General features: G+C 59.1%; 16 protein-coding genes. 7 read left to right on the top strand and 9 right to left on the bottom strand.

Annotation, left to right across the window (positions count from 1 at the left end; genetic code table 11):
* Window positions 1–13: 13 nt before the first annotated feature.
* The 3 genes from choV to AC1DF8_RS03790 form a co-directional block, all read right to left on the bottom strand.
* Complete coding sequence (gene choV / locus AC1DF8_RS03800) at window positions 14–1,060, bottom strand: choline ABC transporter ATP-binding protein (protein ID WP_477995008.1); 1,047 nt, start codon at window positions 1,058–1,060, stop codon at window positions 14–16.
* On the bottom strand, window positions 1,057–1,902 hold the full coding sequence (gene choW / locus AC1DF8_RS03795) for a choline ABC transporter permease subunit (protein WP_112543505.1): 846 nt from the start codon (window positions 1,900–1,902) through the stop codon (window positions 1,057–1,059). The genes choV and choW overlap by 4 nt, the downstream gene beginning before the upstream one ends.
* Before the next feature lie 77 nt (window positions 1,903–1,979).
* A complete protein-coding gene (locus tag AC1DF8_RS03790; RefSeq protein ID WP_112543506.1) occupies window positions 1,980–2,936 on the bottom strand; it encodes a choline ABC transporter substrate-binding protein in 957 nt (318 codons plus the stop codon).
* 236 nt (window positions 2,937–3,172) lie between these two features.
* Between AC1DF8_RS03790 and AC1DF8_RS03785 the strand changes: the two genes are divergently transcribed.
* The 3 genes from AC1DF8_RS03785 to AC1DF8_RS03775 all read left to right on the top strand — a co-directional run bounded on the left by AC1DF8_RS03785 (window position 3,173) and on the right by AC1DF8_RS03775 (window position 6,186).
* The gene (locus tag AC1DF8_RS03785) at window positions 3,173–3,775 is read left to right on the top strand and encodes a thymidine kinase (RefSeq protein WP_477995007.1); all 603 of its coding nucleotides are present in this window, start codon (window positions 3,173–3,175) and stop codon (window positions 3,773–3,775) included.
* Between the two features lie 72 nt (window positions 3,776–3,847).
* Window positions 3,848–4,921 (top strand): hypothetical protein, encoded by a 1,074-nt coding sequence (locus AC1DF8_RS03780; RefSeq protein ID WP_113201903.1) that lies wholly within the window; start codon window positions 3,848–3,850, stop codon window positions 4,919–4,921.
* Window positions 4,922–5,064: 143 nt separating this feature from the next.
* Complete coding sequence (locus AC1DF8_RS03775; protein WP_112972174.1) at window positions 5,065–6,186, top strand: DUF2333 family protein; 1,122 nt, start codon at window positions 5,065–5,067, stop codon at window positions 6,184–6,186.
* Window positions 6,187–6,237: 51 nt separating this feature from the next.
* On the opposite strand, the gene AC1DF8_RS03770 is transcribed toward AC1DF8_RS03775, so the two are convergent.
* The 3 genes from AC1DF8_RS03770 to AC1DF8_RS03760 form a co-directional block, all read right to left on the bottom strand.
* The gene (locus AC1DF8_RS03770; protein WP_477995006.1) at window positions 6,238–6,699 is read right to left on the bottom strand and encodes a PAS domain-containing protein; all 462 of its coding nucleotides are present in this window, start codon (window positions 6,697–6,699) and stop codon (window positions 6,238–6,240) included.
* Between the two features lie 45 nt (window positions 6,700–6,744).
* Window positions 6,745–7,470: a helix-turn-helix transcriptional regulator gene (locus tag AC1DF8_RS03765; RefSeq protein ID WP_113210820.1), complete on the bottom strand. Its 726-nt coding sequence runs from the start codon at window positions 7,468–7,470 to the stop codon at window positions 6,745–6,747.
* Window positions 7,471–7,614: 144 nt separating this feature from the next.
* Entirely contained in the window at window positions 7,615–8,076 is a 462-nt protein-coding gene (locus AC1DF8_RS03760) for an Lrp/AsnC ligand binding domain-containing protein (RefSeq protein ID WP_112543512.1), read from the bottom strand.
* A gap of 112 nt (window positions 8,077–8,188) precedes the next feature.
* Here AC1DF8_RS03760 and putA point away from each other — a divergent pair, with 112 nt between their 5' ends.
* Window positions 8,189–11,305, top strand: a complete 3,117-nt coding sequence (gene putA, locus AC1DF8_RS03755) for a bifunctional proline dehydrogenase/L-glutamate gamma-semialdehyde dehydrogenase PutA (protein ID WP_477995005.1) — start codon at window positions 8,189–8,191, stop codon at window positions 11,303–11,305.
* Window positions 11,306–11,401: 96 nt separating this feature from the next.
* Entirely contained in the window at window positions 11,402–13,066 is a 1,665-nt protein-coding gene (locus tag AC1DF8_RS03750) for a COG3904 family protein (RefSeq protein ID WP_477995004.1), read from the top strand.
* 79 nt (window positions 13,067–13,145) lie between these two features.
* Here AC1DF8_RS03750 and AC1DF8_RS03745 read toward each other — a convergent pair whose 3' ends face one another.
* Window positions 13,146–13,673 carry a TIGR00645 family protein gene (locus AC1DF8_RS03745; protein ID WP_112543515.1) on the bottom strand — a complete coding sequence of 176 codons (528 nt, stop codon included), beginning with the start codon at window positions 13,671–13,673 and terminating at the stop codon, window positions 13,146–13,148.
* 174 nt (window positions 13,674–13,847) lie between these two features.
* Between AC1DF8_RS03745 and AC1DF8_RS03740 the strand changes: the two genes are divergently transcribed.
* Entirely contained in the window at window positions 13,848–15,527 is a 1,680-nt protein-coding gene (locus AC1DF8_RS03740; RefSeq protein WP_112543516.1) for a formate--tetrahydrofolate ligase, read from the top strand.
* Here AC1DF8_RS03740 and AC1DF8_RS03735 read toward each other — a convergent pair.
* Window positions 15,506–15,733: a hypothetical protein gene (locus AC1DF8_RS03735; protein ID WP_477995003.1), complete on the bottom strand. Its 228-nt coding sequence runs from the start codon at window positions 15,731–15,733 to the stop codon at window positions 15,506–15,508. The two genes, AC1DF8_RS03740 and AC1DF8_RS03735, sit on opposite strands and share 22 nt — an antisense overlap.
* Window positions 15,734–15,824: 91 nt before the next feature.
* On the bottom strand, window positions 15,825–16,733 hold the full coding sequence (locus AC1DF8_RS03730) for an extensin family protein (protein ID WP_112972181.1): 909 nt from the start codon (window positions 16,731–16,733) through the stop codon (window positions 15,825–15,827).
* A 283-nt stretch (window positions 16,734–17,016) separates the two neighbouring features.
* Here AC1DF8_RS03730 and AC1DF8_RS03725 point away from each other — a divergent pair, with 283 nt between their 5' ends.
* Complete coding sequence (locus AC1DF8_RS03725) at window positions 17,017–19,245, top strand: TonB-dependent hemoglobin/transferrin/lactoferrin family receptor (RefSeq protein WP_477995002.1); 2,229 nt, start codon at window positions 17,017–17,019, stop codon at window positions 19,243–19,245.
* The last annotated feature ends 240 nt before the right edge of the window (window positions 19,246–19,485 follow it).

Below are 19,485 nucleotides of genomic sequence, written 5' to 3'. Positions count from 1 at the left end.
TCGCGAACCTGCTTCAGGCCTTGCGCCTGTGCCGGGTGAGGCCGGTGACGACATCCTGCGCCGAGATCGTGCCAACGATCTGGCCGTTGTCGACGACACCGATACTGCCGGGCTGCCGGGCGAGGGCATCGAGGACATCGACGAGCGGCGTCGTGGGGCGCGCGGTGGCGCTGACCGACATGCCGATTGCCGCATCGCCAAGCCCGGGCTGCATGATGTCAGAGGCCATCAGCATATTGATCGGGTTCATGTTCTGCACGAAATCGGCGACATATTGATCGGCCGGGTTCTTGACGATCTCCTGTGGCGTTCCGCACTGGATGATCCTTCCGCCCTCCATGATGGCGATGCGGTTGCCGATGCGGAAGGCCTCGTCGAGATCATGGCTGACAAAGAGAATGGTCTTCTTCAGTCGCCGCTGGAATTCCAACAATTCGTCCTGCAGTCGCGTGCGGATCAGCGGGTCAAGTGCCGAGAAAGGCTCGTCCATCAGAAGGATCGGGGCGCCGGTGGCAAATGCGCGGGCAAGGCCGACGCGCTGCTGCATGCCGCCGGAGAGTTCGTTGACCTTGCGGTCCGCCCATTTCGTCAGGTTGACGAGTTCGAGTTGCTCGCCGACACGGCTCTTGCGTTCGGCTTCCCGTACGCCCGAGAGCTCGAGGCCGAAGCCGACATTCTCCGCGACGGTGCGCCAGGGAAGAAGGGCGAACTGCTGGAACACCATGGAAACCGTATGCGTGCGCAGGTCGCGCAGCGCCTTGGCATTGCATCTGTAGGGGTTTACCGGTCCCGTTGCCGCCGAGACGGCGACGTCGCCGCGCACGACGGGCGCGAGCCCGTTGACGGCACGCAAGAGCGTGGACTTGCCGGAGCCTGAAAGGCCCATCAGCACGAGGATTTCGCCTTCCTGGATCGTCAGCGAGGCGTTGGCGACGCCGAGAACGAGGCCAGTCTCGGCGCTGATCTCGTCGCGTGAGCGACCTTGGTCGACCATCGCGAGCCCAATTTCCGGCCGGTCGCCGAAGATGATGCTGACGTCATTGAAACTGACCGCGGTCATGCGCCGTCTCCTTCGCCTGCGGTGCGGAACATGCGGTCCAGAATGATCGCCAGAATAACGATGCAGAAGCCTGCCTCAAAACCCTTGGCAATGTTGACGGTGTTCAGGGCACGTACCACCGGTACGCCGAGACCGGGAGCGCCGACGAGGGCGGCGATGACGACCATCGAGAGGGAGAGCATGATGGTCTGTGTCAGTCCGGCCATGATCTGCGGCGTCGCGAAGGGCAGCTCTACCTTGCGCAGAACCTGCATCGGCGTTGCGCCGAAGGCGACGGCTGCTTCGACGAGGGAGGGCGGCGTCGAGATGATGCCGAGGCGGGTGAGGCGGATGGGAGCGGGGATGGCGAAGATGACGGTTGCGATCAGGCCCGGCACCATGCCGAGGCCGAAAAGGATAAGCGCTGGAATCAGATAGACGAAAGTCGGAATGGTCTGCATGAGGTCCAGGACGGGCCGCATGGCGGCATAGATCCAGGCGCGGCGGGCAGCCGCAATGCCGAGCGGAATGCCGATCACCATGCTGACGAAAGTTGCGGCGAGCACGAGCGCCAGCGTTTCCGTCGTCTCCTTCCAGTAGCCCTGATTCATGATGAGCAGCAGCCCAAGACAGGTGAAGACCGCTACTGTAATCGACCGGCGCAGCCACCAGGCGAGGAGACTGATGGCAAGGACCGCAATCAGCGGATTGGGCGTCTGCAGCACGAAAAGCAAAGCATTAATGACGTGCGACAACAGGGCGGAGAGTTGGTTGAAAAACCATTCGCCGTTCGATGTCAGCCAATCGACAAAGGACTTAGCCCAGGGGCCAATGGGAATTTTAGCGTCGGTGATCCAATTCACGAGGCGCGCCTGTCTTTTGAGAACGAAGATCGGGATGAAAACGAAAACGGGGCGGCAGACCCGCCCCGTTCATTTCATCAGAGGCCGAGGCCGGACTTGACGGCTGCGAGGCCGTCGCTGCTGCCATCGCGCGTCTTGACGCCGGCGAGCCAGGGCTCGACCGCGGACGGATTGGCCTTCAGCCATTCGCCCGCTGCCTTTTCCGGATCTTCGCCCTCATTCAGGATCTTGTTCATGATCTCGTTCTCCATCTTCAGGGAGAACTTGAGATTCTTGACCAGCGTCCCGACGTTCGGGCACTCGCCGAGATAGCCGGCACGCACGTTGGTATAGACTTCGGCGCCGCCGAAATTCGGTCCGAACGTGTCGTCGCCACCCGACAGATAGGTCATCTTGAAGTTGGTGTTCATCGGATGCGGTTCCCAGCCGAGGAAGACGATCGGCTTGCCTTCCTTCTCGGCGCGGGCGACCTGAGCCAGCATGCCCTGCTCGGAGGATTCGACGAGCTCCATGGCCTTCATGCCGAAGGTGTCCTTGTCGATCATGTCGATGACATGCCGGTTGCCGTCGTTGCCGGGCTCGATGCCGTAGATCTTGCCGTCGAGATCGTCCTTGTGAGCCGCGATATCCTTGAAGTCCTTGATGCCGAGCTCGGCGCCCTTGGCATTGGTCGCCAGCGTATATTTGGCGCCGACAAGGTTCGGACCGTAGGATTCGACCGACTTGTCGTCCAGATAAGGCTGGATATCGGCCTTCTGGGACTGCATCCAGTTGCCGAGGAAGACGTCGATGTCCTTGTTCTTCATCGAGGTATAGGTGACCGGCAGGGAGAGAACCTTGATATCGGCCTCATAACCGAGCTTCTTCAGAAGCAGGGAAGCGGTCGCAGTGGTCGAGGTGACGTCCGTCCAGCCGATGTCCGAGAGATGGACAGTGGAGCAGCTTTCAGGATCTGCGGAGAAAGCAGCGGTCGCGACAGAGAGCGCGGCGACTGCAGTTGCGGTGACGAGTTTGAATGCGCTTGTTGTTTTCATTTTAGACTCCCAGTCTTACGTTCCCAAGCCAACCATCAATAGACCAGTTTTACAAGCGATCTCGGCGCGTTTGCGGCGTTCCGGACTATATGATTGCGACGCTCCGGCGTTTTTTGAGAAAGCTTGAATTTCAAGGCTTTTGGGGATTTCGCCGCCTGGATTTCCTGTGATTATCGATTTCTTGGGGCTTTTCTTTGCGTTCTCCAGCTTCCAAGAAGCCAGATAAGGAGAATTCGATGGCAAAGCTCTATTTCAACTACTCGACGATGAATGCCGGCAAGTCGACCATGCTGCTGCAGGCCTCCTACAATTACCACGAACGCGGCATGCGCACGGTTCTCCTGATCGCGGCCTTCGACGATCGGGTCGGGCGGGGTGTCATCGGTTCGCGCATCGGGCTCGAGGCAGAGGCAATCCCCTTCGAAGGCGACAGCGATCTCTATGCGCTGGTGCGCAAACTCAGCAGTAAAGGGCAGGCGATCTCCTGCGTCTTCGTCGACGAGGCACATTTCATGACCCGCGATCACATCTGGCAGCTTGCCCGCGTGGTCGACAGGCTTGGCATACCCGTCATGGTCTACGGCCTGAGAACGGATTTCCAGGGCAAGCTCTTCCCGGCCTCTCAGGAACTCCTGGCAATCGCCGACGAGATGCGGGAGGTGCGGACCATTTGCCATTGCGGGCGCAAGGCCACCATGGTGGTGCGGCTCGATGCGGAGGGCAAGGTGCTGCACGAAGGCGCACAGATCGATGTCGGGGGGAACGAGAAATATGTTTCGCTGTGTCGCCGCCATTGGGATGACGCGATGAACGGCGAATGGATTGCCGAGCCGGTCTGAGCCGGCAAAGGCCTGTTTTCTTCGGCGATGCAAATGACTAATCTGCAATCTGCAGATTCCCTGGAGTGCCCGGTGCGCAAGAGCCCGCCCTTCGACAGCCAGTATGATGCCGCCCGCGACCTTGCCGAGGCCATGGGCGGGGAGGCGGACTATTGTGCCGCTTGCATCGCCGGCTTCGATGGTGACGGGCAGCGCTCGTCCGATGAGCTTTTCCTGGAGCAGAATGCGCGATTTCAGGCCTTCTTGACCGATAGTTCCACGCTTGATGTGCTGCTTGCGGAACTCGTCTTCTCGCTCGACCAGTTCACTGCCAAGGTTTCGGCGGACCTCGACAGTTTTCGCGGATTGACGCGGCGCGAAAAGATGGCCGGCTGGTTTTCGCGACAGCGCATGTGGCGCATGCACAGCGCGCGGGTGCGCGAGGCACCGGTCGTGGAACAACTGCTCGATCTCCTGGCGAAATCCGATCTGTTGGCAACGCTGCTCAAGGACCAGAGGCAATCGCTTGTCGAGCGTCACAAGAGCGCCGAACTGAGCCTCGTCGACATTGTCGAGCACCGGCGACGACTCGTCGACGAGATTGACATTGCGCGAATGCGGATGAAGGAGCTCAACGCCAAGGCATTGAACGCACAGGGTCGCATCGGCGTCTACGGCAACAAGGCGCATTGGGAGCAGATGGAGGCGGAGCGCCTCGCGCTGAAAGCGGAGGCAGAGCGCATTTCCGTCGAGGAACATGCGATGCGCGACGAAAGCCAGCGGCGCGAACGCTTCATCGGCATGTTCCAGACCTTCGTCGACAGGTTGAACGGCCGTATCGCCGGCTGCAATGCGCTCATCCGCAAGCTATCGGTCGATACCGAGGAGCGGCTCGTCATCTACCAGGCACAGGTCGACACCGACCGTCCGGGCATGAAAGTAAGGATCAAGCCGGAGCTTTTCCCAAATATCGCCGCATCCATAGCGCTTTTCGAAAAGGGCATGCTGGTGCCTCAGGATCTGGTTCAGCGAAAGAGCCGCGCAGACCAGGACTTTGCCCGCAAATTTCCGGCCTATGCCGATGAGCCCTCGGATGCACCGTTGATCGACGTGGTGCGAAAATCTCCCGTATTCGGCCTCGGTTTCTTGCGTTCGCTGCGTTCCTGACAGGACGGCGAGGGCAGTCTGCCGTCCCTGACAGATCGCGTACCATCGGCCGAAATATCCTTGTCTGTTGTTGTACTTGAGCGATCGAGCGCATATGTGGTGGGGAGGGATACCCTCATTTCGCCGCCTGACAGGAGACGACGATGTTCGACCGGATTGCCGGTTTTTTCAGACTGATCGGCCAGACGATCGGCCGCTGGGTTCGCCTTTTTGCCGCCTGGGCCTTCTGGCCCTTCCTGGCCGCGCACGGATGGTATGCGCGGCGGACCTGGGCGATCCGGCTGCCGATAATCGGCTTTCTCGCGCTTCTCGTCGTCCTCTATGGCTATTTCATCTGGCAGACGCAGGTCTGGTCGAATTTCAACACGAACTTTGTCGACCAGTATCGACTTTCGGATAGAAAGGTGCCGGCGGGGCAGGAAATTCCGACGGCGGACGGGACTGCTGCCAAGAGCTGCCAGCGCTCGGCAATCGTTGATGTCGCGGCCGATCTGACGGATTTCAACGTCAACCAGAATGCCTGGATCTCGTCGATGGTGCTCTACAAGATGGGCTTCTTCGGCATCGATTGGGATCACACGCCCTTCCTCGACAACAAGGCATCCTTCCAGCGCGGCATCAATCAGGCCGTTCGCCGTACGTCCGTGGAACTGGTGGATACGCTGGGGCGCGTGCGCGGTACGTCCGGCATAAATAGCGATCTGCAGAATGCGCGGGGCAATCTGCAGTTCGATGAGTATAGCTGGTATTTCGGCCTGAACCCGTTCGGACCGAAGACACCGACGCCGGCCTATTATCGCACGGCGATCGATAGCCTGAGGAAGTTCAATACGGATCTGGCTGGCTGCAATGCCGTTTTCGACGGTCGCGCCGACAACCTCATCCAGTTCATCGACCGTATTGCCAACGATCTCGGCAGCACATCCGACATGCTGGCCGAACGCTCGGAAAATCATGATCGCGGCTGGTTCGACACGCGTGCTGACGACCGATTCTGGTTCGCATATGGTCAACTCTACGCTTATTACGCGATTTTGTCGGCCGCACAGGCAGACTTCTCTCAGGTTGTGTCGGAGCGAAATCTCGGCGCCATCTGGTCGGGTACGACACGCCAGTTCCAGGCAGCACTTCGCATCCAGCCGGCGATCATTTCCAACGGACGTGAAGACGGCTGGATCATGCCGAGCCACCTCGCCACGATGGGCTTCTACATATTGAGGGTGCGTTCGAATCTCGTTGAAATTCGCTCGGTATTGGACCGCTAGAGCGCGGAACGTCCATTCGGACGCACGGCAGATGCCCTGGCTTCTTAGCCGCTAAGCAGGATCGCCGTTGTCTTCGAAGCCGAGGATGTGCAGCTTCTCGACGAATTCATAGGTGATGCCGACGATGCCGCCTCCGCTGGCATCGTCGCGGAACTGCCCGACGGAGCGCACCATCTTGTAGCCGCCGAGCCCGTTGTCGACGCGATAGACATAGTGGAAGCCGGCACGGTGAAGGCTCGCCTGCTCGAAGGTTTCGGCGATCAGCAGCCGGTCTTCCGGATGGATGCGCGACATGAGTTCGGTCAGGTTGACCGGACCTTCGCTGTAGGGAAGATCGAAAATCTCATGTACGTCTTCGCTGGCGAAGAAATGTCCGGTCTCGATGTTCATCCGCCAGAAGCCGAAGAGGCGGTAGGCCGCGAACATGGTGAGCGCTTCGGCATCTGTCACACCAATGTGGGCACGCGATTGCAGCCGATGTTCGACGGCCGGCTGTTCGAAACGAAGAGGCACGGTTTCCCCCTGATTGGGATGACGCGCTGATTCTCTTCTGATTCCTCAGTTGATCAGCTTCAATCGGATGGCTTTTGCTACCAACTGAGTGCGGTTGACGCAATCGAGTTTTTTAATTGCGTTGGTCATATAGGCATTTACCGTGTGATCCGATAGCGCCAGGATCTGGCCGATCTCGATCGAGGTCTTGCCTTGCGCGGTCCATCGCACGACCTCGAGCTCGCGTGCCGAGAGCGCGTTGTGGGAGCTCTCCTCATTGCGCTTGACCGTATTGTAGGTGTCGAGGGCGTAGAGAATAATCATCGCGAGTTCATTGATCTCGCTCTGTCCGAGGGATGCGCGTTCGCCACCGAACCAGAAGACGAGGCGCTGTCCATCCCCGGAGTTGACGGGCATCGCGATACCGGCGGTCATGCCATGCTGCAGCATCAAATTCCTGATGCCGGCTGGGAAAGACTGGGCATGGGCGGGATCGTTGAGATGCCAGACCTGCGGCACCGCCGATTCTCTCATGCGCGCGGCGAAGGGACATGCCCGCAGCATATGTCCACGATCGAAATCCCTGATGTAGGAAACCGGGAGCGAGCTCTCGATGATCAGCGGTTTGAGCAGCAAATCTTCTTTCGCCGGAGCGTTCAGCAGAGTGATATGCTCAAAACCGAATGCGGCTGCCACCCTTCCAAGCGCTTGCCCGAACAGGCCGCGCGTGCGGGCCACTGCGAATTCGCTCGATAGTAATGACTGCCTTTCAGAGGTAGTCATGTAAGACATTATGTGCCCCCGCAGGTCCCCATGTTACCGCTATCAAATACGTAAATACGCGGGCATGCTAGCCCTAATTGACTTAGCACACACTGATTAATTCATTTTCTGATAAATTAACCAGTGAAAAACGCGCCTAAGTTGATTTACCGCCTATACGGGTAGAAGCGCCGTCCCTTTCACTTCCTCCATGACCGCATAGGTGTGTGTCTCGCGTACGCCGGGGAGGGAAAGAATCACTTCCGAGAGGAATTGGCGATAAGCATCCATCCCCGCCATGCGCGCCTTTACAAGATAGTCGAAGCCTCCCGCGACCATATGACATTCCATCACGTCGTCGCTGCGTTTTACTGCCGCAGCAAATGCGTCGAAAACATCAGGCGTGGTGCGGTCAAGTTTAACCTGTACGAAGACGAGGAGGCTGCGGCCGAGTTTCTCCGGTGAAAGGATTGCCATATAGCCCGTGATATAACCGTCCCGGCTCAGTCGCTTGACGCGCTCGGCAGTGGCCGTGGGAGACAGGTTGACGCGTTCAGCGAGCTCTATGTTGGAAAGCCGCCCTTCCTTCTGCAGTGCGCGGAGAATCTTGCGGTCAAGACGGTCGAGTTCTTTCATTTTTCGCGGCCTTTCAGGCGGTCGGTAGGCGAAGATCGTGTTGGTCGGCCTCAGTTTAGTGAAAAACACCACGAATGAACAGCTATGTTGCCGAAATCACGGAGAACACTACATGCCGACCCAGATTTCCACGCCTTTTGCCCTGTTCAACGCTCCATTTGCCGGTGACGATGACCGCCTGCTGCATGGTTTTGCTGAAGGCCTGCGCTTTTCGGCCTCCCAGGACGGGGCGATCGACAAGCGCGCCGGCGGCATGATCGAGGCGATCCGCAGCAATTCGGGATCGATCGGCGGCGTTGAGGACTTCCTCAGGGAATACGGGCTTTCCACCAAGGAGGGCCTGGCATTGATGGTGCTTGCCGAAGCGCTGCTGCGCGTACCCGATGCGCTGACGCAGGACAAGCTGATCGAGGACAAGCTGAAGGAAGGCGGCTGGAGCGAGCATGAGGGCAAGGCCGACAGCTGGTTCGTTTCCGCTTCGGCCTGGGCACTTGGCCTTTCGGCCCGCATCATCAGGCCCGGCGAGACGCCTGAAGGTGTGGTGCGGGGTCTCGTCAAACGCATGGGCCTGCCGACCGTACGCAACGCCACCAAGCAGGCCATGCGTTTCCTCGGTCATCATTTCGTGCTCGGCGAGACGATCAAGGACGCGCTGAACCGCGCTGCCAAGAGTGAGGAAAAGGGCTATCGCCATTCCTTCGACATGCTTGGCGAGGGTGCCCGCACCGCCGAAGACGCCAAGCGTTACTGGCAATCCTACGCGATGGCGATCGAGGCGATCGGCGGCTGGATGGCGAAGAACGGCAAGGGCAAGGATCTGCCCGACCGCATGGGTATTTCCGTCAAGCTTTCGGCGCTGCATCCGCGTTATCTCGCCACGCATCGCGACCGGGTGATGAAGGAGCTGGTGCCGGATCTCCTGAAGCTCGCGCAGATGGCGAAGGCGCATCAGCTCAATTTCACCATTGATGCCGAAGAGGCCGACCGGCTGGAGCTTTCGCTGGACGTGATCGCCGCCGTCTTTTCCGATCCGTCGCTCGCCGGCTGGGATGGTTTCGGCTTGGCTATCCAAGCCTATCAGAAGCGTGCAGTTGCCGTGATCGACTATATCGACGAACTCTGCGCAAAGCTCGGGCGCCGCATGATGGTGCGTCTCGTCAAGGGCGCCTACTGGGATACCGAGGTGAAGCGCGCCCAGGAGCGCGGGCTTGATGATTATCCGGTCTGGACACGCAAGCAGGCGACGGACCTTTCCTACCTTGCCTGTGCGCAGCACATGCTTGCCAAACGGGCGCGCATCTTTCCGCAATTTGCCACGCACAACGCGTTGACGGTTTCCACCATTCTCGAGCTTGCGGGCAATGATCGCTCCGGCTTCGAGTTCCAGCGCCTGCATGGCATGGGCGAGAGCCTCTACAATCATCTGCTTGATACCAACGACCGCATCGCCTGCCGCATCTATGCGCCGGTCGGCGGTTATCGCGACCTGCTCGCCTATCTCGTCCGACGTCTGCTCGAAAATGGCGCCAACTCTTCCTTCGTCGCCATGGCCGGCGACAAGAACGTGCCGATCAAGGCACTGCTGGAGCGTCCGGTCGACAAGCTCGAATTCGATGTCGGGGCCAGCGCGCGCAACAGCAAGATTCCTTTGCCATTGCAGCTCTATGGCAAGCGCAAGAACAGCGCCGGGCTGGAATTCGGCCATCGCGCGACGCTCGAGAGGCTGATGGGCAATATCGGCAAGGGCATTGCTGCCATTTCCGCCACACCGCTGATCCCCGGCGTCGCTGCCAGCGGTTCCGACGTTTCCGTGGTTTCGCCCTCCAATCATTCGAAGACCGTCGGTTCGGTGCGCAATGCCACCGCGGCCGATATCGACAAGGCTTTTGCGATTGCGGCCAAGGGCTTCAAGACATGGTCGCGGCGCTCCGTCGAGGAACGTGCATCGGCGCTGGAGCGCATGGCCGACCTCATGGAGGAAAACCGCGACAGGCTGCTGGTGCTTCTGGCAGCTGAGGCCGGCAAGACGCTCGATGACGGTGTGGCCGAAGTACGCGAAGCCGTGGATTTCTGCCGCTACTATGCCGATGAGGCACGCCGGCTGTTTGGCACTGTCACGAAGATGCCGGGGCCGACCGGTGAGGACAATCGCTACCTCTGGCGCGGGCGTGGCGTCTTTGCCTGCATCTCGCCCTGGAACTTCCCTCTGGCGATCTTCCTCGGGCAGGTTTCGGCAGCCCTCGTGTCCGGCAATGCCGTGCTCGCAAAGCCGGCGCCGCAGACCCCTCTCATTGCCTATGAGGCGGTCAAGCTGTTCCACAAAGCCGGCGTGCCGGAAGATGCGCTGCTTTTCGTGCCCGGCGGTCCCGATGTCGGTGCTGCGATCACGGCACATGCAGCCCTTGCCGGTGTGGCTTTCACCGGGTCGACGAAGACGGCCTGGGCGATCAACCGTGCGCTCGCCGCCAAGGATGGGCCGATCGTGCCGCTGATTGCCGAAACCGGTGGGCTCAATGCCATGGTGGTCGATGCGACGGCTCTCGGTGAGCAGGTGGCTGACGACGTGGTCCTCTCGGCCTTCCGTTCTGCCGGTCAGCGCTGCTCGGCACTGCGCCTGCTCTTCCTGCAGGAGGATGTGGCCGAGCACATGACGAAGATGATCGAAGGCGCGGCGCGCGAACTGCAGCTCGGTGACCCCGCACTCGAAACCACCGATGTCGGCCCGATCATCGACGACAAGCAGAAGGCTATGCTGGAGGCCCATATCGCCGACATGCAGAAGACGCAGAAGGTGCGTTTTGCCGGCAAGGCGCCTGCCGGCGGCAGCTTCTTTGCGCCGCATATCGTCGAGCTCGACAAGGCTGCCGCGCTGACCAAGGAGGTCTTCGGTCCGGTTCTGCACATCGTCAGGTGGAAGGCGAAGGAACTGCCGAAAGTGTTGCAGGAGATCCAGGCTTCCGGCTACGGCCTGACGCTCGGCATCCACAGCCGTATCGAATCCACGATCCGCACCGTCACCGATGCGCTCGATACCGGCAATATCTATGTCAACCGCAACATGATCGGCGCCGTTGTCGGCACCCAGCCGTTTGGTGGCTCTAGCCTTTCCGGCACCGGCTTCAAGGCTGGCGGTCCGGCCTATCTGCAGCGTTTTGCGCTGGAACAGGTGATCTCGGTAAACACCGCCGCGGCTGGTGGCAATGCCAGCCTGATCGCGATGGGCGAATGAAGTAATGAAATGGCAGCAAGTCTGTGGGAACCCCGCTTGCTGCCGTTCAAACCAATTGCTAAGCGTATGATCGGATGCAACTGAGGCAATCTAATCGTGCGCTTTGCAATTTTCCTTTCCGTAAAGTATCTGTTTTCTCGAATAATACTTGCTTTAGTTCTTTCCAGCCTTCCAATTGCGCTTTTGCAGGCCGCAGAGCAGAAGCAGTCGGAACATCCACCGATGAGCTTCGTCATCGTGCATAAATCTGTCTGCAAGCAAGACTGTCCGGAATGGATTTCGGCAGAGGGGCGCATAACCTCCGACACACCTGCCCAAATGAGAAGAATTCTCAGGAAGATCGGGAATCGGAAATTGCCGATCGTGTTCCGTTCCGAAGGTGGGGATGTGAATGCCGCCTATGTAATGGGACGAATGATTCGCAAGGCTGGGCTGGAAACGGCGGTCGGTGGTACGCGGCTGGGAGGCTGTCCGCCTGAGGATTTGCGTTGCGCGGCTGCCATCGGCCGGAATGGCGCTGCAGCTGGATCCACCTATTCGTATGGCGCATATTGCGTTTCTGCGTGCCCGCTGGCTTTGGCGGGCGGCACGACGCGAGTTTCGTCTCAATGGGCCTATATCGGCGTCCATCAGATCACGACCGTCTACAACAAGATGCGCGTGTCCTATCGCATCGAATACAAGATGGTGAATGGGAAGAAGCAGGAAGTTTCCCGTAAGGAGATTGGCCGCAAAGTTACCGGGCAGAGCAGTTCCACCAAGCTCGGCAAAAAAGCTAGCGCGACTCTGAAGGCGTATCTGAAAGAGATGGGGGTCAGCGATGACATCGTTGACCTGATGATGAGCGCCACACCCGACAGCATGGCGATGGTCGTGCCGACTGAAGCACTTCGGACAGGTCTGATCACGGATATGCTGGCTTACAATGAATGGCCCGGCATGCCGCTCTGCGCGCAGGACGCAGCGGCCGATGCCGCATGCTATCGCCATCCGGCGCCCAAAGCTGCTGTCCCTGAGCCGCCTGTTAAGAGCGCGACCGTATCCCCAAACTATCCTGCGCCTAAAACCCATCCGATGGACTTCCTCGTGATGTACAAAGGCAATTGCCAGGAAGAATGCACGCAGTGGATCTCGGCGGATGGCGACATCATGCCGGATACACCGGCTCAGCTGGAAGCGATCTTGAAGACACTCGGCGACAGAAAGTTGCCGGTCGTCTTTCAGTCCTTTGGTGGAGACAAGGATGCAGCTTTCGCAATGGGACGTATGATCCGCGCTGCGGGCCTCGATACGTCAATTGGCAGAACGCGCCTGCCGAATTGTCCGATGCAGGATCCGCGTTGTACCGCGAGCATGGCCAAAAGCGGGCCGACCGAGGGGGAAGTCTTTGCCGGTGGGGCGTACTGTTTTTCGAGCTGCACCATTGCCTTTATGGGCGGAACGTCGCGGCTCGTGGGACGGACTTCCGCTCTCGGCCTCAGCCAACCGGCGACCAAGGTTACGGAGACTGAGCGCGGAAAATTCATTGCCTATTTCAGTGAGATGGGCGTCAGTCCCGAGACATTCGACACGATGATGATAACGCCGTCTTTCGGGAGAGGAGATATATATCCGCCTCAGGCGCTCAGGCTTGAGATCATCGATGGTGTGATCCCCTACGATGAGGAGCCCGGCCTTCATGTCTGCGGACCGAACGCTAGCGTTCTGTGCCCCAGAAAATCCGAGGCGGCAATCGTTCCGGCGTCTGCTTCAGTTAACTGATGCCGAGTTTCGAAAAGAGGCGCCGCCGCGACACGGCGCTTCTGCTTCACACCGCCGTCTTTTGCGGCCTGACGCCGCTTTAGCCCTTGTCCTTCAGGTCGTTCTTCGAGGTCACGCTCATCAACTTTTCTAGGAAGCCGAGCATGACCGCAGACACAACGAAGGCCAGATGCATGAGGGTCAGCCACATGATCTTGCCGTCGGTATATTGATCGACGTTGAGGAAGACCTGCAGCAGGTGGATGGAGGAGATGGCGACGATGGAGGAGGCGACCTTGATCTTCAGGCTGCCGGAATCGAGCTTGCCGAGGAAGGAGACTTCGCCTTCCTTTTCAGCCTCGTCGAAGCGGCTGACGAAATTCTCGTAGCCGGAGATCATGACCATGACGATGAGGCTTGCGACGAGTGCCGCATCGATGAGACCGAGCATGGCGAGGATCATTTCGGCCTCGCCGAGCTCGAACACGCTTCCTGCGACCTTCAGAAATTTGAAAGCGAAGGCCACGGCATAGACGGCCAAGGCAAGGACAAGGCCGATATAGAAGACCACAAGCAGCCAACGGCTGGAAAGGATGATGCGCTCGACCAAAAGTTCGAGTGATTTCACGGTCTACCCCCGTAAGTCTTAGAATCGCTGACCCCTAATAAACAATGGAATAGCCGCAGGGCAAGGCGCGGCGCTATTCACAGTTTGGGCATATTTCGCTATCCGATTGAAATAAGCGCCGAGTCCGTCGCGCATAGAGAAATCGGGCGCGCAGAGAAAACGGGAACACGATCCATGGCTGCCATCAAATCCGATATCGAAATTGCGCGTGAGGCAACAAAGAAGCCGATTTTCGAGATCGGCGCCAAGCTCGGCATCCCGCCGGAGCAGCTCGTTCCCTACGGTCACGACAAGGCGAAGATCAGCGCCGAGTTCATCGCCGCCCAGGAGGACAAGAAGGACGGCAAGCTGATCCTTGTCACTGCCATCAATCCGACGCCGGCAGGCGAGGGCAAGACGACGACCACCGTCGGTCTCGGCGACGGGCTCAACCGCATCGGCAAGAAAGCGATCGTCTGCGTGCGCGAGGCCTCGCTCGGTCCCTGCTTCGGTGTGAAGGGTGGAGCGGCAGGCGGCGGATATGCCCAGGTCGTGCCGATGGAAGACATCAACCTGCATTTCACCGGCGATTTCCACGCGATCACCTCGGCGCATAATCTGCTGGCGGCGATGATCGACAATCACATCTATTGGGGCAACGAAGAGAACATTGATCTGCGCCGCATCACATGGCGACGGGTGATGGACATGAACGACCGGGCGCTACGCAGCATGGTGTCCTCGCTCGGCGGCGTATCCAACGGGTTCCCGCGGCAGAACGGCTTCGATATCACCGTCGCGTCCGAAGTCATGGCGATACTGTGCCTTGCGACCGATCTCAAGGATCTGGAGCGAAGGCTCGGAGAGATCATCATCGGTTACCGCTTCGACAAGACGCCGGTCTATGCCCGCGATCTCAAGGCCGATGGCGCGATGGCCGTCCTGCTGAAGGATGCGATGCAGCCGAACCTCGTGCAGACGCTCGAAAATAATCCGGCCTTCGTGCATGGCGGTCCATTCGCCAATATCGCCCATGGCTGCAACTCGGTGGTCGCGACGAAGACTGCGTTGAAGCTCGGCGACTATGTCGTGACGGAAGCGGGCTTCGGAGCGGATCTCGGCGCGGAGAAATTCTTCAACATCAAATGCCGCAAGGCCGGCTTGAAACCGAGTGCCGCGGTGATCGTCGCGACAGTCCGGGCGCTGAAGATGAATGGCGGCGTCAAGAAGGACGATCTCGGTGCGGAGAATGTTCAGGCGCTGGTTCGCGGCTGCTCCAATCTTGGCCGCCATATCGCCAATGTGCGCAGGTTCGGCGTTCCTGTCGTCGTTGCGATTAATCATTTCGTTTCGGATACCGATGCTGAAATCGCCGCCGTGCAGGAATATGTCGCGCGTCATGGCGCYGAAGCCATCCTTTGCCGTCACTGGGCGGAAGGTTCTGCCGGCATCGAGGACCTTGCCTACAAGGTCGTGGAGCTAGCCGAATCCGGACAGGCAAGGTTCGAGCCGCTTTATGGCGACGACCTGCCGCTCATCGAAAAGATCGAGATCGTCGCTTCGAAGATCTATCATGCCGGCGAGGTGACGGCCGACAAGGCGGTCCGCGACCAGCTGGCGGCCTGGGAAGCACAAGGCTATGGCAAGCTGCCGGTCTGCATGGCGAAGACGCAATATTCCTTCTCGACAGATCCGAACCTGCGCGGTGCGCCGGAGGGGCATGTAGTGTCGGTGCGCGAAGTAAGGCTGTCGGCGGGCGCCGGCTTTGTCGTCGTCATTACCGGCGAGATCATGACCATGCCCGGCTTGCCGAAATCGCCGTCGGCGGAACGGATTTTCCTCAACGATCAGGGTTATATCGAAGGGTTGTTCTGATCCCCAGTGGCGTTCGCGCTGCTCGTGATGAGATGGCGTCGACGCTTCTCGTCGTCGGGGTCGATGAATAGCCAAACGAACAGCCGCTGAAAGCTTCCGCCAGCCAATATCGCTATCGGCAGGAGCCAAAAGACATGGCCTGAAAACAGCAAGCCTATGGCAATAACAAGCAGTCCGAAGATAATGCAGGCTGCAATAGCCTTCATGCACTTGCGATCCTCGACATCGTCGTCCCGAGACTTTGATCTGGGTATTTGAGGATCTGATTCAAGCTGTCATCTCAAGTGTCTGAAATTTTTAGTGGCAGTAGCGATAACCGCCCTTTCTCTCGATCACGTCAAGATGGAAATGGGTCTCATGGGCGGCATCGCTTTCGGGGTCGAGCACGGTCGTGAAATAGAGGCAGCCTGCGGCGCTGACGGTGCGCTGGAATGCGCCTGTCAGTGTCGAATCCTCGCGTCGTGAGCGGACCTCGACAGGCTCGCCCTTGTTAAAGCTGAAGCTTCCAATGTCGATGGCATTGCCGCGCGCATGTTCGGAAATCTTGCCGGTCTCGGCGCTGTTGCGCAGACGGCAGATATAGGCGGAGGCCTGATTGATGGTGGTAATGCCACCGTTGGCCGGCAGTGCGACCGAAGCTGCTGGAATGACACTACCCTTCATCCACCGTGCAAGCGCCAGTGCCGTCGGGCAGCGAAGTGTGGCTTCGGGTTTCAACGTAATACCGGGCAAAGCCTGGGAGACAATGATGGGCTTGTCGATGCCGCAGCCGTTGCCGTCGTCGATGCGGGGTGTTTCGCGAAAGACGACGCCAAGGCTCTGCAGTTCCTTCACGCATTCGGCATGGTCCGCGTCGCTCTCCGGCTCGATGGTCAGGTGCTGTTCTTCGAGCGTCTGCTCGGCCGGGCTCGGTGGTTTCTGGTCTTCCAGCGGGGGCGGCGGCGGGCCAAATTTTTCAGCCGATGGCGTGGCAGAGGTTTCGCTCGGCTTCGGCTTGGGCTCGGGCGTCGGAATGTCGGAAGCCTGCGGCGGCGTATCGGGTTTTAGCTCCGGTTTGGCTTCAGGAACTGCCTCCGTTTCCGGCTTTTTTTCAGGCTGGACCGAAGGGCTTTCGGTCGCCGTCTCCGGCTTGGGTTCCGGCAAGGGGCCGGTTCGCGGCAATCTTGCACCAGGGAGCAGGGCGAGTGCGGCGAGGAGGACCGCCATCTTCCGAAATTCTCTCACACGTCGTTTCCCGTCGTTGATCGAGCGGAAAGTTAACGCGAAAGGACCGGTTTCGTTGCAACTGCGCAACGTTTTGTCGACATCGGTAAAACTTGATTGTGTTATTCAACATAAATTGGCTGAATATATTGACAATATAACTCATGTTTTTTATGCGGCAAAAAGAAGGCGGAAATCTCCGCCGTCGTCCGCAAACCTAGCCAGCCCCTCGAGCGCCCGAAACGCCACGACAGCCAGCCCGGTAATTTCCATTTGAGGGTAGGTTATGATCGTCCGGCATTGGCGCTCGGTTCTAATGGTCTGCACAGCAGCCGCACTTGTTCTTCCAGTTTCAAACGCTTTCGCTCAGAGCGCTCCGGCGAGCACGCCGGCCACGAATGCCGAAGGCGCAACGGTCCTTCAGAAAATCGTCGTCAAGGGAAATCGCGCGGCTCCCGGCAGTATTGCCGACACGCCGCTTGCGACTGAGATCGATCAGAAGGAACTGATCCAGAAGCAGGTCACGAATTACGACGATATCGGCCGTAGCGTCGATGCGACGGTGAACTATTCGCGTGCAGACGCGGGCTTCAACCTGCGCGGCCTCTCCGGCCCGCGTATCCTGACGACGATCGATGGGATCCCGATCCCGTATCTGTCCAACAGCTCTCGCCAGGGCGCGTTCGCGACCAGCAACGCCAATGGCGGCGGCGACACGTTCGATTTCGATTCACTCTCCTCTCTCGACATCGTGCGCGGCGCGGATTCGAGCAAGGGCGGATCGGGCATGCTGGGCGGCGCCTTCGTCCTCAATACACTCGAGCCCGAAGACCTCATTCCGGAAGACCGCGACTGGGGCGCGATCGTCAAATCGACCTATGACAGCGAAGATCGCAGCATTTCCGGATCCGCAGCCGCCGCCAAGAAGGTCGGCAATACGTCGATCCTCTTCCAAGGCAGCTACCGCAAGGGCCATGAGCGCGACAACAAGGGTGACAATGACAGCTACGGCCGTTTGCGCACCGAGGCGGATCCTGCGGATTTCGATCAGCACAACCTGCTCTTCAAGTTGCGTCAGGATCTCGAAGGCGGTCATCGCATCGGGCTGACGGCTGAGCGTTTCCGGCGTGACCTGAAAACCGATCTCCGGGAGCAGCAGGGCACTGGCCGCACCTACATGATCAACAATTTCGACGGCCGCGACCTGCGCGATCGTGATCGTGTCTCGCTCGATTATGACTATGAAGCGCAGTCTTCCGACGCCTTTTTCAGCAGTGCTCGGGCGACACTCTACTGGCTTGATCTGAAGAAGGAAGCCGGCAGCCACGGCCGAACCGCTGCCAACGTTGCCTACGGTCGCAACAACGAGATCGAAAACGAAACCTGGGGCTTCAGCGGCACGGCGACCAAGGATTTCGAATATTCCGGCCTCAATCACTCGGTTCGCATCGGTCTTGATATCGGTGTTTCCAAGTGGACGCAGTATAGCTCGGCCCTTTGCCCGACCCCAACCACGTGCCCGTCGCTCAACAACCAGGCGGAGGTGCCTGATGTCGACAGCCAGAATCTTGCGCTGACTTTCGAAGACAGGATCGAGATCGGCAATACCGGTTTCGCTTTGACGCCCGGCTTCCGCTTCGATTGGTTCAATTACAATCCTTCGGCCGGCGGTGGCTTCGCGACAAATACCGGTGTTACGCGTTTCGGCACTTTGCATGACCGCACGGAAGCCGCCATGTCGCCGAAGCTGCTTGCGACCTATGATCTGACGCCCGACGTGCAGCTCTACGCACAGCTTGCCGTCGGTTTCCGTGCTCCTACCGTGGATGAACTCTACAGCCGCTTCYACAACCCGACCGGTCGCTACGCACAGCTCGGCAATCCGGATCTGGATCCGGAAATCGGCCGTGGTATCGAGATTGGCGCCAACTTCGACACAGGTGGTCTGCAGGGGCGGGTTGCGGCCTTCCATACCCGCTATCRGAACTTCATCGAGACCGTGACAACCGTTGACGCGGGCGGCTTTACGACGTTCAACTACACGAACGTTTCTTCAGCTTCGATCTCCGGTCTCGAAGCCAACCTCATCAAGACGTTCGACAACGGTATCAACCTTCACACCTCGCTGGCCTACACTTATGGCCGCAATGACGACACGCAGGAGCGGTTGCGTTCCGTGGCGCCGTTCAAGGCGATCATCGGCGGTGGCTGGAGCAATGACGAATACGGGTTCGACCTTTCCTCGACGCTCTCGTCCCAGATGACCGGCAACGACAATGCACTGACGTCGTTTGACGCACCTGGTTATGGTATCGTCGACCTGACGGCATGGTGGACGCCGGAGCAGGTCAAGGGACTGCGCATCCAGGGTGGTGTCTACAACATCTTCGACCAGGAATATTATAGTGCGCTCGCCGTTCGCGACGTGAACCTCAGCGCGACGTCTTCGCAGCCCAAGGAGTGGTATTCGGAGCCGGGCCGTACCTTCAAGATCTCGGTCACCAAGACATTCTGATGAGAAATCAGCCTTCAAGGCTGGGGCAGGGGCGGCTTTCGGGCCGCCCTTTTTCGTGGGCTGATCGCCTCTTGCGCTTGGCTTCATCTCAGGCTAACAATTTCGCCCATGAAGAAGTCCTTGAACATTGCAGTTTGGTGGTGGGCTCGCTGAGGCGGCCTCGACCAATCGTGTCCAAAGACGACGAACGAGCCGCCCGAAACTTCGAGGCGGCTTTTTTGTTTCAAAGGCCGCCTTTCG

This window comes from Rhizobium sp. 05N49, assembly GCF_056396805.1.
Note: the sequence above shows the minus strand (reverse complement) of the source record. Positions and strands in the feature narration are given on the sequence as shown.